Annotated in this window: 13 protein-coding genes and 1 tRNA gene; 7 read left to right on the top strand and 7 right to left on the bottom strand. The window is 36.8% G+C overall.

The window, feature by feature from the left end:
- Window position 1 precedes the first annotated feature (1 nt).
- The 3 genes from DYR29_RS06655 (at window position 2) to DYR29_RS06645 (ending at window position 2,430) form a co-directional block, all read left to right on the top strand.
- A complete protein-coding gene (locus tag DYR29_RS06655; RefSeq protein ID WP_213279825.1) occupies window positions 2–493 on the top strand; it encodes a hypothetical protein in 492 nt (163 codons plus the stop codon).
- A 34-nt stretch (window positions 494–527) separates the two neighbouring features.
- A complete protein-coding gene (locus DYR29_RS06650) occupies window positions 528–2,291 on the top strand; it encodes a TonB-dependent receptor (protein WP_213279824.1) in 1,764 nt (587 codons plus the stop codon).
- A 67-nt stretch (window positions 2,292–2,358) separates the two neighbouring features.
- Window positions 2,359–2,430: transfer RNA gene (locus tag DYR29_RS06645), tRNA-Arg, on the top strand.
- A gap of 101 nt (window positions 2,431–2,531) precedes the next feature.
- Here DYR29_RS06645 and DYR29_RS06640 read toward each other — a convergent pair.
- The 7 genes from DYR29_RS06640 to DYR29_RS06610 form a co-directional block, all read right to left on the bottom strand.
- On the bottom strand, window positions 2,532–2,765 hold the full coding sequence (locus DYR29_RS06640) for a hypothetical protein (protein ID WP_213279823.1): 234 nt from the start codon (window positions 2,763–2,765) through the stop codon (window positions 2,532–2,534).
- Window positions 2,766–2,877: 112 nt separating this feature from the next.
- Window positions 2,878–5,646 carry a hypothetical protein gene (locus tag DYR29_RS06635; RefSeq protein ID WP_213279822.1) on the bottom strand — a complete coding sequence of 923 codons (2,769 nt, stop codon included), beginning with the start codon at window positions 5,644–5,646 and terminating at the stop codon, window positions 2,878–2,880.
- A 36-nt stretch (window positions 5,647–5,682) separates the two neighbouring features.
- The gene (locus DYR29_RS06630; RefSeq protein ID WP_213279821.1) at window positions 5,683–6,708 is read right to left on the bottom strand and encodes a hypothetical protein; all 1,026 of its coding nucleotides are present in this window, start codon (window positions 6,706–6,708) and stop codon (window positions 5,683–5,685) included.
- On the bottom strand, window positions 6,701–7,504 hold the full coding sequence (locus tag DYR29_RS06625) for a fimbrial biogenesis chaperone (RefSeq protein WP_213279820.1): 804 nt from the start codon (window positions 7,502–7,504) through the stop codon (window positions 6,701–6,703). Before DYR29_RS06625 ends, DYR29_RS06630 begins: the two co-directional genes overlap by 8 nt.
- Window positions 7,505–7,589: 85 nt before the next feature.
- On the bottom strand, window positions 7,590–8,114 hold the full coding sequence (locus DYR29_RS06620) for a hypothetical protein (protein WP_213279819.1): 525 nt from the start codon (window positions 8,112–8,114) through the stop codon (window positions 7,590–7,592).
- Between the two features lie 300 nt (window positions 8,115–8,414).
- Entirely contained in the window at window positions 8,415–8,780 is a 366-nt protein-coding gene (locus DYR29_RS06615; protein WP_213279818.1) for a hypothetical protein, read from the bottom strand.
- A gap of 55 nt (window positions 8,781–8,835) precedes the next feature.
- A complete protein-coding gene (locus tag DYR29_RS06610) occupies window positions 8,836–9,666 on the bottom strand; it encodes a helix-turn-helix domain-containing protein (protein WP_213279817.1) in 831 nt (276 codons plus the stop codon).
- A gap of 514 nt (window positions 9,667–10,180) precedes the next feature.
- Between DYR29_RS06610 and DYR29_RS06605 the strand changes: the two genes are divergently transcribed.
- From DYR29_RS06605 to DYR29_RS06590, 4 genes are all read left to right on the top strand, one after another.
- Entirely contained in the window at window positions 10,181–11,890 is a 1,710-nt protein-coding gene (locus DYR29_RS06605; RefSeq protein WP_213279816.1) for a hypothetical protein, read from the top strand.
- A gap of 237 nt (window positions 11,891–12,127) precedes the next feature.
- Entirely contained in the window at window positions 12,128–13,024 is an 897-nt protein-coding gene (locus tag DYR29_RS06600; protein ID WP_213279815.1) for a helix-turn-helix domain-containing protein, read from the top strand.
- Between the two features lie 157 nt (window positions 13,025–13,181).
- Window positions 13,182–14,219: an efflux RND transporter periplasmic adaptor subunit gene (locus DYR29_RS06595; RefSeq protein ID WP_213279814.1), complete on the top strand. Its 1,038-nt coding sequence runs from the start codon at window positions 13,182–13,184 to the stop codon at window positions 14,217–14,219.
- A gap of 21 nt (window positions 14,220–14,240) precedes the next feature.
- On the top strand, window positions 14,241–17,381 hold the full coding sequence (locus tag DYR29_RS06590; RefSeq protein ID WP_213279813.1) for an efflux RND transporter permease subunit: 3,141 nt from the start codon (window positions 14,241–14,243) through the stop codon (window positions 17,379–17,381).
- Window positions 17,382–17,411: the final 30 nt, after the last annotated feature.

Below are 17,411 nucleotides of genomic sequence, written 5' to 3'. Positions count from 1 at the left end.
CATGAAGGGTTTTAAAATTGCTATCTATTCTTTCTTAATTTCGGCTTCACTCTGGAGCTGCATTCCATCGTACACTGCATATCCTAAAGAGTATAACCGAGCGAAAGCTGATTTTCCTAAGCAAAAGGCTTTTGTAGTGAATAAAGACCTTAAGAGAGAGTTTGAAATTTTAAAACATTCTGATATTTATGAAATCGTGGAAGACAGTACCCATGCAGCTAAAATCACACTGCATCCGATGCTGACCCGTACACCTCCTTGTGGAAATCCTATGATAGGAAGTATGCTTACAGTGGGGTTGTTGCCTTCAGGATTTCCGTATGATATTTCTTACAGTTATGATGTAGCGGAGAACAGTACAACGAAAAATTATCAATACAAATTACAAGTTTATCAAAGCCTTTGGCTGTTTAATATATTCAGACTAGGAAGAACTTTTTCAAAACAGTCAGGGAAAGCTTTATTAGGCAATTATATTGCTTCCAATAAATAAAACCCGGTATATATTTTTTTCAAATAAAGAAAATATGAACAAGAAAATTCAAATATTATCCATATTATTTTTAGGAATTTCGTCAGTGGCGTTTTCCCAGATCAAGGAGGAAAAACTGGTTCTTAACAAAAAGAGAGAGCCGGAGGTGAAGAAGATCGAGAAGAAGAAGACTTCTGTGGAAACCATTAAAAACTATCCGCCGGAAGAGAAATCGCAGACGCCTGTGAAATATACGATCACGGATGTTCCGGCAGTTTCTGATTTCAAAACTTCAACGATTCAGGGGGAAGATGTTGCTCCGAAATTTGATGGAACCGCTCAGAATAATTACTTCCAGTTCGGAATGGGGAATTACGGTAAAGTCTTAGTAGATGGAAACATATCCAAAACCCTTGAGAATAAGTTTGAAGTAGGAGCAGATGTTCATGTGCTTTCTACCAATGGTCTTAAAAAAGAGTACGACTGGAAATCCGGGCAGACTTCGGCGAATATCGGTGCTTTCCTGAACTCTTACGGAGAAAAAGGAAAATTCAATATCAACGCTGAATATGGCTTAGATAACTATAATTATTACGGGATCTATGCGATGCAGCCGACTGGTGAACTTGATCTGAAACAAAAGGTTAATCAGTTTAAAGTAAACGGATACTATGATTTTTATTCCAATGAAATCTTAAATGATGTAAGGGTGAAATCATCATTCCTGAAAGATCATTTTGATGCTCAGGAAAACCAGGTTTCCATTCTTGCGAACTTTTCCAAGCATGCCGTGGAATTAGGAAAATCAGGAATCAATCTGAATGCTGATCTGGGTGTAGGATTAGATGCTGTGAAGACTGATTTTGCGATCAGAGATAAAAATTCTTCCAATTTCTTCAATACCAGCCTGACTCCGAAAGTGACGTTCAGAAAAGGAGATTCTTATCTGACATTAGGTTCTTCATTCTCTTTCCTGAATGCTAAAAACTCTAATGATCAGCTGGAACAGCAGAAAAATAACAAAACCTATTGGTTCCCGCAGGCAGAATTTCAGTTTGCTGCAGCCAAAGAATTCAAATTCTATGGAGGGGTAGACGGAGGTCTTAAACTGAATACTTATGGAGATATGTTGCAGACGAATCCATTCATCCTTTCTGACCAGTTTTTAAAGCCTACAGAGACTAAATATCATTTTTATGTAGGATTGAGAGGAGATATTGACGAAACGTTGAAATACGACTTCTCTGCAGGTTACGGAAAGATGAGAGATATTATGTTCTTTAAGGCTAACGGTCTTTTTGATAATACCTCTGTTAATCGCTCTGCCTACAATTTTGCCAATACATTCTCTGCAGTGTATGACGATGGTAATGTAAGCGATATCAAAGGTAGCGTACAGTATTTCCCGTTAGCAAACCTGATTTTAGATGCAGAATTAAGGTTCACCAAGTATGATCTTAAGAATTACGACAATATTTATAACGTTCCATTGTTCAATGCGAGTATCGGGGCAAAATATACAATGCTTGACAAAAAGTTATTGTTAGGATTTAAAGGAATCTTTGCAAGTGACAGAACAACAAACTCTTATGCCATCGAAGGAGTAGGAGCTCCAAATGTAATCTTCCAGTCTACGGAGAATACAAACGACAAAGTTGGTGGTTACGCTGATTTAAATCTTTCTGCAGAGTATAAAATTCACAAAAATTTCAGTATTTTCGCACTCGGAAATAATCTTCTGAGCTCAAAATACCAGACGTACAAAGGATATAAAGTCCTGGGTGCACAGATTCTGGGAGGTGTGAAAATTACTTTCTAAATGATCAGTATGAGTGATAAGTAATCCTGTAATTCAACATTACTTATCATTCATTACTTATGAATACGGCTGCATAGTTTAATGGATAGAACTTCGGATTTCGGCTCCGACAGTGAGGGTTCGAATCCTTCTGCGGTCACAAAGCTCCTTTTTTAGGGGCTTTTTTGTTTTCATACCTCCTCCAATATTACCCCCAATAGAAATTGTGAAAAAATATAGCTCCAACATCTGGAGCTATTATTATTTTTCTGGAATTCTTTCTGAAAACAGAGGATACTCTGGGTTTTGAATATCAAAATGTATATCATTTGGGTCATTATCACTTTTTGTGTATCTCCAGCACCAAAATTCTTCACCATTCTTCATTAAATAATCGATGTATAATAGGAGCATTTCTTCATTTTTACTCCATTTAACAAAATAGTATCCGCTTTCTGCTGGCTTTGTGTTTGTTAGTTCTACATGGTCAAACATAGTTTTATCTTTTAATTTAGTTAAAATACAAAATCTTAAATTCTCAATCAACAATCAGGCAATATAAACTATTTTTAAATCTTTTTAGAATGAAAAAAGAATCTCTCTTGATCTAATTTCCAAACTTCTTAACATGCACCCTTTTCTCTGAAACCTTGATGACAAACGGTTCAAGATGTATTATTTTTCCTGCCTGAACTGTGAATTCCTGGTTTGTTTTCTCGGAATAGGTGTTGGCAGGTAATGAACTTTCTACAAGTTCAATTCTGTAATTTCCAGATCCAAGGAAAGACCCGATTTCTCCATTGTCGTCGGTAACTACATGCTGTAAAAACTTATCTTTATCATAGATGTTGAAGATAATTCCCGCTGTTTTAGGCTCAAATTCCAATGCTTTTTTAGGATCAAATTCATACGCGATTTTTCCCAGCATGGTTCCGTTTTGATGGAGTGGGACCTGAAGAGAATAACTGCTTTTTTTCACTTCAAACTCCAGTTCGTTGTAATACCATCCCTGCTGGATTACCTGCTTGAGCATATAGTTACCATACGGAATTGCTTTGTATACAATTTTACCACTCTGATTGGTTTTGAAAGAAATATTATTGATCATAATGATATAATTTTCAGCGCTTTGGTCGCCCTCATCATATACATTGTTATTGTTGTTGTCATAAAATACAAATGCCGTTATTTCTCCCTTTTTACTGGCAATAAGTCTGTTAGGCTGAAGATTCAGTGTGACGCCTGCTTCAACAGTGAAAAAATTGTTGCTGAAATTGTTGGAAGAATAATTGAACCAGGAAGAATTCAGGAATACTCCATATCTTTCCTTTGTATATTTCAGGTTGACAAATCCTGAAGGAGACTTTCCATATAAAATATCATCAGTATAAGATAATCCCGAAGTAATATTGAGCTTTTCGCTTAACAGGTTTTTGTTAACAAAGGCGGATACTGAAAATTTCTTATACAGGATGTTTCCATTGAAATTTCTGGATGAAGCAAATTCGGAGAGATAATAGCTTCCATGCTGATATATTCCGTTGATGTTGAACCATTTATAACCGTAGTTTCCGGTGATCTTCATCTGATATTCTGCATTGTGGCCATCCGGATAATTAACTGCTCCTGCTTCCATTGCAAGCAATGTAGAGTGTTTTCTGTTATTACTGATCCATGTTGTATTCTGGCTGATCCTAAGGGCTTTCAGTGTTTGTAATTCCTGATTTCCTGAGGTATCAAAAAAGTTATTGTAGCTGTTAGAGTTTTCCTCCTGATATTGTGTGCCGACAGCAAATCCGAAATTTTTCCTTTTCGCGAAGTTGATTCCAATATCTCCTCTTATCGTATTGGATTTGAAATCATTGATATAAGAGTAAAATTTTGGTGAAAAGTTAGAGACCATTACATTCGCATACAAATAATGATTTTCAAAAATGGGGGTTGAAAAATTCTGTTGTATTTGCAGCATTCCTCTTCTGTTCCCGGGATAATAGTCACTGCTGTAAAAGTAGTTTCCATTCAGATTGACTTTTTTAATGGTTCCTGAATATTGTGTTTCCAAAGCCAGGGAAGGCTTGGTAAGGTGTGTATTTTCGTAATAACTCAGACCGCTGTATACTTTGGAATTCATTTTCCAATCCTTGTTGAAAGAATACTGAATATCCGTACCGAATACATGATGATCCGCTTTCTCAAAAGGGTCATTTTTAAAAACATAGGTTGCTGAGAAATTTTTAGAGGCATTTTGAGCACCCATTATTCCCCTGGCATAAAACCCGTATCCGTATTTCAAAAAAGAATTCCTTTCAATAAGGCTGAAACTCTGATCTACAAAACCTACTTCTATTTTCTTGTCTTTATCCGGAGAAGTGTATGCATATTCTGCTCCTCTTCCAAATAACGAAACTTCCATAATTTTACTGATATTCCCTAAGGTGAACTCATTTTGTTCCCTATGATAAGACACATAGGTATTGCTCACAACAGGGTCACTTTGATTGTTCAGCGTATAAATATTACCGCGGATAAACATGTAGCCCGAAGGAAGGTTAAAGCCGCCTGATCCTATCAGCTGATACATATCTGTGTTGTTGCCGACCCGCCTGTAACTGGCAGTAATGGTATTTTTACTGTAATTTGAAAACAGATCGAACTCCATATCCTGATAACGCTGGGTAGAAGAAACATTTTGTACCGATATAGAAGTATTACCGAAAATTTCCTTGTCCGGTTCTCTGAAACCTGCAATATTAACCGTAAACTGAGAGCTCTTAAGCAGATTTCCGGAAGGCAGGAAGCGAAAAACAAATACAGAATCTTTCTGCACGTCGATAGTTCCTTTTTTTTCGATAAAAAGGTTCTTTTGGGTAGCTTCCGGAATTTTAAATACAATGGTAACATGCTGCCTTTTGTTTCCTAAATTGGAAACCCTTGCCCGGACTTCCAGAGAATCTTTAGATGTTCCCATATAGACAACAGGATTTTCAGCTGTCACCTTCATATTGTTATTCTCCGTCACCACATAGGAGAGACTCTTTTTTATGACCTGTTGATTTTTCTCATCAGTAATGGTAAATATGAGATCTGCTTTACCGGAAACGATCGTGTTGCTGGTCAGTATTTTGATGGGAATAAACAGGTTCTGGCCGGGGTTCAGTTCGATCTCAGCATTATTGTCAGAAATTGTTCTGAAACCTTTGGGTGTCTTAACTTCAACTTTGCCTTTAAAATGTTTGCTTTCATTGTTTTTCAGAACAAGCAGAATCTCTACAATATTAGGATTAACCCGATTGGGTTCATTGCGGATCTCCATACTTATAGCTGTACCAGTTTGAGCCGAAATCCAAACGGAAAACGGGATCAGAATAAAAAACATTATTTTCCTGAACAGCCTGTTATGAAGCATTATAAATTATTGAGGCGTAATCTCGAATTGAAGGGTTGTTGTATAATCCTCTGCTTTGGCATTGATAAATCTTTCATCATTAGGTTTGGTGGAATACTTCATGTCATAATAAACATCAGCATTCTGTGTAGAATTACCGGCAGCGACAAGCTGTGGCACCGTACTTAGTAAAACAGTATACGCCGTTCCCATGTTGCCTGAAATAGGAATCAGATTAAGCTGTACAGCATCAAGAGGCAGAAAGTTGCCGGAAGAAGAACTGAACTGGGTCTGAAGGGATTTCAATTTGATCTGATACTTTGTATTGCTTTTTACAATAAGAGCATTGGAATAAGTTACGCTGGCTCCATTTGCGTAATCCTGCATGTTTTTAAATTCCAGGTTACCGTTCATGGCTGCAGCTCCAAATTTCATAGACATCTCCGGAATATCCGTAGGAGTTCCTGAAAGCGTGCCGATCTGAAACTGGAAATTATGATCTACAGTACCGATAATATTGTTATACTGATCATAGGCCGTAAACTGTAATGGCGCTGTAAAAGTAATCCAGGCTGGATAGGCTCCGAGATAGGTTCCTCCAGCCAGATTCATGCTGTATTTAATCTGAAGGCTATAATAACCATTCGGTTGTGCTGGCTGATTATATAATGCAGCATTTGACTGAGGAATTAAGAAAACCTCCTGACTTTCTTTCAAAATCACATTAAGCGGCATCCCGATTTGCGGGATAGACGGAACCGGGTTAGGGTAGGCCTTTCCTGATGATGAAACCGGCTGAAAAGAAATTTTATTCGCAGGTAAAATATAATTCCCCTGATTGGACATTATAGGCTGCTTCAATCTTACCGAAACTCTCCAATAAGGCATGTTGATATTCCCGTTCCCCGCTAAAGTAAGCGTGTATGCGTCAGGATTTGTATTGCCGTTATAAGAATTAATCTGCAGATAGCTGTTTACCCATGAGCTGTATGAAATTTGTGAAAAGCAGCTCACGGAGATCAATAGCAGGATAAGACACAGTTTTTTATTCATGTGTAAAATTCAGTTCTGCTAGCTCCAGATTATTGTTGTCTCCATAATCAATCACTACTGATGCAGTATACTTTCCTTTTAAAAGTGTTGCAGGAAGAGGGATGTTCAATTCTCTTTTATTTCCGGGCATGGTATAGAAAATAATCTGATCAAGCGATACTTTATTGCCATTTTCTGTATTGACAAGTTCCGTTTGTATTTTTCCATCGGTCCATATATTGCCCTGATTTTCAAATAAGATGGTAAGATCTTTTTTGGATTGAGCTAAAGTAAGATTATGAATCTCAATTTTTTTGGTGGCTTTGGCAGTTAGCTTATGAAAGAGTTTAATTCCTGAACGGATACTTACTTTTATATTGGCACCTTTGTTATCTACATCATTCACAGGATTCATCTGACTCACATACAGTACACCAGTATGAGCCAACATCTGATCTGATAATGTAGCGGGAGGAGTAATGGTGACATCAATATCCTTTCTTTCCCCCGGAGCTAAGGTAAAATAGGTATCTTCATTTTTTATTGATATCCAGCTGGCGCAGGATGTTGGCAGCGTATTGGCAGGAGACATTTTGTTTTCTCCTGTTTCATTATATTCCCAGTCACCTAAACTGACAGCCATGTCCAGAGAATTTTTTGCACTTACATTGGTTACAGTTACCTTCTGGGTAATGCTTTTTCCTGCATCAGATTCAAAATAAAGCCTGGGTGGAGACACCGATACACCTGTTTGAGCATTAATTTGAGAACAGAAAAGGAATAAAGAGAATAAAATGAAGATATAAGATCGGTTCATTATTATACTTTGCTATTAAAGTACAGATAAAGTGCTACAAATTGTAACACTTTATCTGGAGTAGTTTATATAATACTTAAATTACTTATTGAGAAATAATAGTATACGTTAACTCTGTTGTATAAACGGTAGGATCCTGACCTGCAATATAATTGTCAAGGTAAGCATTAGCTCCTGCTCCTTTATATTCAATATTAATTTTTTTGTCTACACCACCGTTTGCAGAGGTGACTAATATTGCATCGTTATTAGAAAGCTGTACATTCTGTGCATACTGAGCTCCGTTAAGAACTTCAGTTCCTGCACTGGCCTTAATTTGAATAGTATTAGCCTGGATATTCTTTGCTCCGCTTTGCAATACTGCATTGGCAGCTTTTACTTTAACCTGGAAACCTCCTGTGCTATAGATGCTTAAATGATCAGCATTTACAGAGGATACTCCGTTGGCATAGTCATCTTTGGTTTTATAGTCTAAATTGACAACCTTTTGAGCAGGATTAACGATAAGAGTCTGGATAGGTTTTAATCTAACATTTAGAGTTACATTTTGCTGAGCCTTTAAAGCAACAAAACCAAATAGCGACATTGAGGCTACAATATATTTCTTCATAAAATAACTGGAGTTTTAATAGTATATTACTTCTTGTTTTTTTTCAGGTGCAAATTTAGAAAGAGGTATAGGTACTTGTTTTGTGAAAAAGTACTAAAGATTTGTAAATTTGGTTTTGGAAATAATCTTGCTGAAAAATAGTATTTTATGAAGGGAAATAAACTTTTAAGTTAATTAAAAATTAAAAATATTGTTAATATTGTTAAATCAATGTTATATTATTATCAATTTACCAAAAACAAAAGGTTGGAAATTTAAAAAAATAATATAAAATGCATAGTAAATAAGCTTCAGACCAGCTTATTGAGAGATTAAAGTTAACATCATAAAAGTAGACTTATCTTTAAACTGTTTTATAATTTTATCTATTTTTTGATTTATCATGAATTTTTTTTCGATAACTCCATCATGACTTTTAATAAGATTATACTCATCCTTATCATCCTGTTGAATTCCCAGCTGAAAGCCTGATGGACTTGAAATGATAACAGAGTTTATTTCCGGCTGGATACTCTCATCAGTATCATCAACCATTTCGCTGTCACCTCCAACCGCCAGCATTTGGGTAGGATAAAGTCTTACGTTCACCTGAACATCATCTGTCTGCGCATAGATACTCATGGAAACGAAAAGAAAAATTACTGAAAAAATATATCTTTTTAACATATATTAATTTTTCACTGATCTGTTATTTATCCAAAAATACAATATTATTTTTACATTATTTCATTTCTGAGGGATTTTTTCCTGTATGTTTTTTAATAAAATTACTGAAATTTCCTTCATCACTGAATCCCAGATCATAAGCAATTTCAGAAATATTGTTGCCTGAGAAGCTAAGGGATTTTTTGCATTCATTGATCAGTTTTTCAATGATAATATGTTTGGCCGTCTTTCCCAAAACATACTCGGTCATTTCAGTGAGCTTTCTTGGCGTGATATTGAGTTCATTAGCGTAGTGGGAGACCTTTTTAGCCTTTTTATAGTCTCTCTGCAAAAGCACTTTGAATCTATTGACGTAGTGGAGATAATCAAATTTGATATCTTTTTTCAGTGTTTCAGCCGGGATATGTAAAAATGCGTCCAGAATTAATCTTTCAATAGCATTATGGGCAGCGGAAACATACAGACTTTCATCCTTATGCTGAAAATTGTGCATTCTTCCCATAAAGACAACGTTCATCTCTTTAATATTTTCAAAAGGTGCTATAAAAATATCAGAATCATAATTGAAAAAAAGCCTTGAATTGATAAACATGCTGTCTTTTCCTGATCTTTCATAAAAGCTTGAAGAAAATGCAATGATATAAACCTCGCCCCGTTTGGTTTCCCCAAATACAATTTGTTTTTGAGGGCCTACAAATGCGATATGACCACCTTTTATGGGATGTGGAATATTTTCAACTTCCAAAGTAATGTCCTCTATAATGATGTAGATGCAAAAATACTCAAGTGTATTAAAACTTCTTTTATTATTATTTCTCTGTATAATGTTATTTAATGTGTTGATGCTGAATCCTAAATTCTTCAATTGGTCTGTGATAACGTACATATTAATAAGCTTCAATAAAATGATAAAGTTTTTCTATAATGGCGGATTATACAGCTAAAATGAGCCTAAAGATCAAACTATATGATATAATTAGGATATTTAGGTACTTATTTTGAAGCCTGATTAGACTAATATAAATGTATATAAAAATAACTATGTTTTTATCATTAATTTTGAGTTATTATTAAGTTTTTAGCTTTAATAATAACAAATATCCCGGTCTTGAGATTTTAGTGCTTTCCATTTTCCCAATATTAGTGCGTCGTCTTTTACTTGCTTGCCCATTATTTTATTTATAGTATGTATAATTCCCTGAAAAGCCATTCAATACTCTTTTAAAGAATGATGTAAGATTGATGCCACTATGATTATAAACGATTATCCAACGGCATATGAAGAAGTCCTTCAGCTGAAATATTACACAAAAGTGCCATGGACACGGGTCTGATTTACATGTAATTTTACCATGGAATCATCAATAACAGGTTTATTCTCAATCTTAAAATATAAAACCATGAAAAACTTTTATGTAACCATTGTATTGCTGCTTGCCAATACCGGAGTTATCTGGTCGCAAGTGACACCGAATTCCAACAAATTTTCAGTCGAGAATTATGTAGCCATAGATAGTAAAGGAAAATATGCGCTTTACAATACCCACGGCTTTTATGAGAATGTTGCTAAGGGTACTGTTGCTAAGGTGTTTATATTGCCTATTCTTAAATTTGATGTCAATAATATTAAATATATAGATAATAAAGGAAATGAAACTTATAAGGGTTCAGATCAGATCCGGACTTTGATTATTCCGGTAACACAGGAGCTGGCATTACCCAATGAAAGCCAGAAAGCATCTATTTGTGCTGCCATAAGAAGTACAACAATAGCCGCTTTTTACCCGCCAATTTTAAAAAATACGAACGGACAGCCAATGCTGACGCCTTACATGATGACCAATCCGGGATTGACCAATCATTTCTTTTCCTTAGCCAAGCAATATGAAACAACCATGCTGGCCCCTCAGGACCAATTGATAAAAGATTATAATACAAATTTTCAAAGCCAGATCATTTCACCTACCGAGGTAGAATTCATTGTAGAAGCAGGAGGGGAGACCGTTTACAGCAAGCGCATCCCAGGAACACTTGTTGGAAATAAAAGCTTTAAAAATATAAGTATTGAAAATCCTACGGAATATGTTAAGAATCTGTTGGCCAACGGAAATGGTGATATCTCTGTCAGTTACAAATTTAAGAATTCTAAAAACAGTTATATTAATGCCCATATAGATGGCAGTACGATTGTTAACCAATTTTTAAGTGATGCCCAAAAGAGCAGCGTGAGCCAGAAATCAAGCGGATGGGCATTTCTTGGATTAGGAAGCAGTAGAAAATCGATGAAGTCTTCATTCAATCAGCAGGTTGACAGCCAGTATAATGCTGAAAACATTAATAATACAAGAATCGAAATGTATGATGCGGATGATGATATGATTTATCAATTTGAAGAAAAATTCTTTCCTGATATCTCTCAGGAAGAAGCCCTTAAAAATCACCTTCAGGCAGCCGAAAAAGCAAAAGCGGAGGGAAATGAAAAATTGCAGAATTTACATTTACAGTTTGCAGAGTCATTGCAAAAAAATGATCCTAATCTCACTCCCAATATCGAAGCTGCTGTAGCCGCTCTTGGCAGAAAAGATTATATCGGATTTATAGCCAATGGAGTAAGGTGGGGGAATAATACAGCCCGCGGTAACACTTCCTTTAAAAGGGTGTTGAACAGTACTGAAATGACTAAAACGGTGGAAGACTACAGTCATACGAAAACAATATCGGTGCAGCATGCGGTTACTCAACCTGTCATTGCCAAAGAAGACGTGAAGTTCAGAGCTTCTGTAGGAGTTATAGATGTTATTCCATGGGATGTACAGCTGTATGTTTATAATGGATATAATACCGTTCTTCAGAATGTAAAAGGAGTATTAATAGGTCCAACAACTGTAGGCGGAGCTTTACATCTTAATAATATACTGGCTGGTACCCTTGTTAAAAAAGTGGGCTCTTATTCCGTATATGATGCCCAAACATTTACAGATGCTTTAAAAAACTACGAGCCCGGTGAAAGAACCGATTTAACTTTAGTAGTGCCCAATGCAATGAATCCAAATATTTATCAGGAAAAAACCGTGCAATTTACGCTGGGGTCACTTCCGGTTATTGATTAAAATTCATAATGAATATAAAATAAAAATAATTAAAAGAACTCCTGTTGAAAAAATCTACAGGAGTTCTTTTTATGGAGTGTACCTATTGAAGTTTGACTTTTGTTTTTTCCAATGGGAGGAAATCTTTCCGGTGAATATCGGAGAAACTCTTTTCCGTATAGGATATAGTACAAAATATAAATGGCAAATGATAGTGAATAATGGCTGTAATATTTAATTTTGTATCAAAGAAATATTTTGGATAAAGCAACCTTTCGCAGCCACAAGGAAATTCTTGAAATTTTGGGTGAACATGATCCTCACAGTGATTTTCATGTTCATTATATAGATCGGTACTTTGAAGAAAACCCTATTTCATATCCTTATAAAACTGATAACTCAGCTCTTTTGCTTTTGCTGGAGGGTGAAATGAAAATTAATGTTAATCTGGAAACACATCAGATCCGTAATAACAGCATTATTTTCCTGCCTTCACAGTCCTATACCCACATTATAAATATTTCGCAGCATATAAAATGTGTAGCGATAGCTTTTTCGGATGATTTTGCCTTTTCGAACCTAAAAAATTATAATGATATCAATATTGTACGCTTGCTTTCGGACAACAGGACACTTGTAATCTCTTTATCTCCGGATGAAAGCAGAAATATCGTAACCCTCACGGATAATCTGTACAAAATGAATTCTGACCGTGAGCAGCTTCATGCCATGGAAAGAATTTATCATTATTTTAATTCACTTGCTTTGGAGCTGAGGGTGCTGCACAGTCTGGCGGAAGAAAACTATCAACCAAAAACAAGCAGACAAAAATCCCTGATTCAAAACTTCATGAGCCTGCTTTCTTCGCATTGCAAGAAAGAACGTTCCGTACAGTTCTATGCAGATCAGTTAGCTGTTACTCCGGGATACCTTTCCAAAGTTTTAAAAGAAGTTTCAGGACAGACAGCGAGTAATATTATTGAAGAAGCTGTGATTATAGAAGCCCGGAATCTGCTTCAGAACTCAGAATGGACGGTCGCTCAGATTGCAGATCAGCTTCATTTCAGTGATCAGTCGTTTTTCGGTAAATTTTTTAAAAAGAAAATGAAAATCTCACCCAAAGAATTTCGAAAACAGCAAAATTCTACTTTGTAAGCCTGATTATTTCCCGATTATTATGTATTCTTTTAGTGTCGAAATAGACCAGTTTTGGCAGAAAAGCAACCTTTTTTTTGATTTTTTACTGATGGATATTTGCAGTATCAGCCAATAGAGTTGTGCTGACTTGTAAATATAAAATTTCAAAAAAATTATGGTGATCAATTTAAGAAGTATTTCACTAAGTATGTTTTCTGTATTGATGTTATACTCCTGCGAAAGCAGTGACAAAACAAAGACTGATAAAAAAGCATCTTCACAACAGGTTTCCATACAAACCGTTCAATTAACAAACCAACTTCAAAATTTAACATACAGTGGGAACATAGAGGCAGATAATTCTGTTTCTATAGGCTTTAACGTTCCCGGACGGGTGGTAAGTATTAATGTACAGGAAGGACAGCGGATCAACAAAGGACAACTCCTGGCTGTTATTGAGCAGAATACCTATTCAAATGCTTTTGCCATTGCCAATGCCAGTCTGGAACAGGCACAGGACAATTTTAAACGACTGGATCAGCTTTATAAGAAAAAAAGTCTTCCTGAAAGGGATTATATCTCCGCTAAAACCGCACTTGCCCAGGCAAAAGCAAACAGAGAATCTGCCATTAAAAATTTACAGGATACCAAACTGTATGCCTCATTCTCCGGAATAATATCCCAGAAATTGACCGAAGCCGGAGGATATGCTGCCCCGGGAGTTCCCATTTTTAATATTGTAAAAACAGACAATGTATATGCTACAGCATCTGTAACCGAGAATGAAATAGGAACCCTGAAGGTTGGAACACCAGCAGAAATTACAGTTCCTGCTTTAAATAAAAAGCTGAACGGAACAGTTACCATTATTAATCCCCAGGCAGATAATCTTTCCAAGACTTATAAGGTGAAAATAAGGCTTTCAAATCCCGGCGGACAGCTGATGCCGGGAATGATTGCCGATCTGAATCTCAACACCGGAGAAAATATGCCCTCCATTATTATTCCGGCCCAAGCTGTTGTACGGGATTCGGATAATGTAAGCTACGTATATCTGGCTAAGGAAAACCATACAGCCTTTAAGAAAAGAGTAGAGGTAACGGGAACTGCCGGTTCTAATGAAGTAGTCATCGCAAATGGTTTGCAGCAAGGTGATAAACTTATTGTTGAAGGACAGACCAAATTAACAGACGGCAGCAGAATAGCATTCTAATTAACCGAAAATATAGAAGAAATGACCAAAAGAAAAATGCATTTTCTGGAAGCTGCTATGAAACATAAGCAGGTAGTGATCGTATTGGTTGTACTGCTGATGATAATGGGGATATTTTCATTAAAAAATATGCCAAGAAGTGAGAATCCCAGAATAGAAATGCCAACAGCCATGGTATATGCTTTTTATCCGGGAGCTGATGAGCATCAGGCTGAAGAGGAAGTAGCTAAAAAAATAGAACAGTATCTTTTTTCCTTTGAGGAGATCAAAAAGAAGAAGGTAAAAACAGAAGTTAAAGAAGGTCAGGTTTTTCTGACAGTAGAAATTTTTGCAGAAGTCAAAGACCGTAAGAAATTCTGGCATACCCTGCAGCTGGATATGGATGCGAACCTTCGCTCCAAATTGCCGGCAGGCGTTATCGGGCCTTTTATCAATAGCAACTTTGCTGATGTAACAGCCATGATTGTTTCGGTATCTTCTAAAGAAAGATCTTATGCTGAAATAGAAAAATATATTGATAAGCTGGAAGACGGATTAAAAGTGATTCCAACCGTTTCCAAAATTAACAGGTCCGGGGGACAGAGACAGCAGGTCTATGTTAAAATCAATGATCAGAAGCTTCAGCAGTATGGTTTTGATGTTTCAACCTTAATGAGAGCCCTGCAGCAACAGAATGTTACAGGATATTCCGGTGAACTTTCAATGGGATCCAACAATATTGTTCCTGTTTATACCAACAGCAGGTATAAAAATGAAACAGAAATAGGGAATCAGATTGTTTATACTACTCCTGCTGGGGCTGTAGTACGTCTTAAAGATGTTGCTGAATTAGAAAGACGTTTTGAAGAAAAATCGTCATTTGTAAAAGTAGGAGATGAAAATGCAATGGTTTTAACCATTGATATGAAGCCGGGCAACAATATTGTAGCTTTCGGGAAAGAGGTTGATGAGAGGATTGCTGAAATACAGAAAGCTTTTCCTCCTGATATTAAGATGAATACCATTGTTAATCAGCCGGAAGTTGTAGGAGAAAGCATCAGCCATTTTATGGTGGAATTTGGGATGGCAATTGGTTCTGTGGTTCTTGTAGTTATGCTTCTGCTGCCGTTCAGGGTTGCTGCGGTGGCTTCTGCTGCCGCCCCCATTTCAATCATCATTACATTTGGGATCATGCAGATTGTAGGCCTGGAGCTTCATCAGGTAACATTGGCTGCATTGATTATTGTCCTTGGAATGGTGGTGGATAATGCCATTGTAGTGGTAGATAATTATATAGAAAAACTTGACGAAGGAGTAACGCCATGGACTGCGGCCTGGCAGGCTGCGCAACAGCTTTCTATTCCTATCTTCTCGGCAACAATGGCTATTATTTTCGCCTTTGCGCCATTGGCTTTCTTTATGGAAGGAATTGCCAAAGATTTTATGGTTTCGCTGCCTTTGACAGTAGCAATTGCATTATTAACCTCTATGTTTATTGCCCTTCTTTTCACTCCTTATACATGCTATATTTTTATTAAAAAGGGATTGAAGCATAAAATGAGTGACAGGCCTTTAAAGAAAAGCCTTTTGGATCATCTTCAAACCATCTTTGATAAAGGAGTGGAGAAGGCATTCAAATGGCCTAAAGTAACGATGGCTATAGGTGTTTTATCTGTTCTTTCGGCATTCTTTTTAGCAGGAAATAAGGTAGACAGTGAGTTTTTCCCAATCAGTGAAAGAAATCAGTTTAATATGGAGGTCTGGATGCCTAACGGTTCTTCACTGGATAAAACAGAAGCACAGGTAAAGAAGCTGGAAGAACTTCTGAAGAAAGATAAAAGGGTTGTTAATATGACAAGCTTTGTAGGAATGAGTTCTCCAAGATTCCATACGTCATATGCTCCTGAAACTCCCAAAAAATATTTTGCACAGGTTTTCATCACGACTTCCGGAAGTAAAGAAGCCGATGAGATGGTAAAAGAATATCTGGTAAAACTCAAAAATTTCGTACCGGATGGAGCTGTTAAATTAAAACAACTGAGTTTTCAGGAAGGCGCTCCGATTGACATAAGGATTATAAGTGATAATGAAGCTGACCAGAAAAGAACGGCTCTTCATGTAAAGAAAATTCTTGAAGAGGCAGAAGGGACGAACTATGTAAGGTTGAGTAATGAGTCTGATTATATGGGAGTAAAACTGAATATTGACGATGTAAAGGCCAATAGATTGGGGATCACAAGTCAAATGATTACCCAGACGTTAGGAGCAGGATTGAAAGGATATTCCGTATCCACCATGTGGGAAGGAGACAAACCTGTTGATATTTTTGTAAGATATGACTCTATCAGCAGAAGAGATCTGGATGCTGTTCAGAATTTACACATCACCTCTGTCTATGGAACTAAAATCCCAATCAAAGAAGTCGCTTCCCTGGAACCGGAATGGCATACAGGTCTTTTGATCAGAAGAAACGGGCTAAAGTTATTGAGTGTTTATTCAGAAGCTCAAATGGGAATAAAACCTTCAAGAATCTTAAAAAATATACAGCCCAAAATTGATGCCTTACAGCTTCCGGAAGGAACAACCCTTCAATACGGAGGAGATGCGGAATCAAGTGAAGAAAATGCACCGGGAATGGGCTTGTCGTTAAGTGTCAGTCTGATACTGATCTTTTTGACCCTTTTATTCCAGTTCAGAAGTCTTGGGAAATCATTGATCATCTTATGTACATTCCTTTTGAGTCTGTTCGGAGCCTTCTTCGGATTATACATTACAGGAAACCCTTTAGGAATGACCGGATTTATGGGAATTATCAGTCTGATAGGGATTGTGGTACGTAATGGAATCATTCTGGTTGACTACGCTGACGAACTGATCAGGGAACATGGATACAGGCACAAAGCAGCAGCTATTGCCGCCGCAAAAAGAAGAATGCGTCCTATTTTCCTTACTTCAGCAGCCGCAGCAGTGGGAGTGGTACCCATGATTATCAGCAAATCTCCGATGTGGGCACCGTTAGGAAGTGTTTTAGCCTTCGGATTGATATTCTCAATGATCCTGACTCTTTTTGTAGTGCCGGTCATGTATTATAAACTGCTTAAGGCTCCCTTAGTAGAAGAAGAAGCTCCGGAAGATCAGCCCGGAGAAGATGAAATTCTGTATAAACCAAAGCCGGCTCATTAAATGCTTTAAAGATTCCTTTTATTTTCAGTC

Origin of the sequence: Chryseobacterium indologenes (assembly GCF_018362995.1) — a bacterium.
Lineage (GTDB): Bacteria > Bacteroidota > Bacteroidia > Flavobacteriales > Weeksellaceae > Chryseobacterium > Chryseobacterium indologenes_G.
This window is presented reverse-complemented; position numbering and strand designations above follow the sequence as displayed.

Bases quoted from the DNA above. Each gene is read 5' to 3' on its own strand.
- DYR29_RS06655 (WP_213279825.1), top strand. From the start codon at position 2: ATGAAGGGTTTTAAAATTGCTATCTATTCTTTCTTAATTTCGGCTTCA.
- DYR29_RS06650 (WP_213279824.1), top strand. From the start codon at position 528: ATGAACAAGAAAATTCAAATATTATCCATATTATTTTTAGGAATTTCG.
- DYR29_RS06640 (WP_213279823.1), bottom strand. From the start codon at position 2,765: ATGTTTGACCATGTAGAACTAACAAACACAAAGCCAGCAGAAAGCGGA.
- DYR29_RS06635 (WP_213279822.1), bottom strand. From the start codon at position 5,646: ATGTTTTTTATTCTGATCCCGTTTTCCGTTTGGATTTCGGCTCAAACT.
- DYR29_RS06630 (WP_213279821.1), bottom strand. From the start codon at position 6,708: ATGAATAAAAAACTGTGTCTTATCCTGCTATTGATCTCCGTGAGCTGC.
- DYR29_RS06625 (WP_213279820.1), bottom strand. From the start codon at position 7,504: ATGAACCGATCTTATATCTTCATTTTATTCTCTTTATTCCTTTTCTGT.
- DYR29_RS06620 (WP_213279819.1), bottom strand. From the start codon at position 8,114: ATGAAGAAATATATTGTAGCCTCAATGTCGCTATTTGGTTTTGTTGCT.
- DYR29_RS06615 (WP_213279818.1), bottom strand. From the start codon at position 8,780: ATGTTAAAAAGATATATTTTTTCAGTAATTTTTCTTTTCGTTTCCATG.
- DYR29_RS06610 (WP_213279817.1), bottom strand. From the start codon at position 9,666: ATGTACGTTATCACAGACCAATTGAAGAATTTAGGATTCAGCATCAAC.
- DYR29_RS06605 (WP_213279816.1), top strand. From the start codon at position 10,181: ATGAAAAACTTTTATGTAACCATTGTATTGCTGCTTGCCAATACCGGA.
- DYR29_RS06595 (WP_213279814.1), top strand. From the start codon at position 13,182: ATGGTGATCAATTTAAGAAGTATTTCACTAAGTATGTTTTCTGTATTG.
- DYR29_RS06590 (WP_213279813.1), top strand. From the start codon at position 14,241: ATGACCAAAAGAAAAATGCATTTTCTGGAAGCTGCTATGAAACATAAG.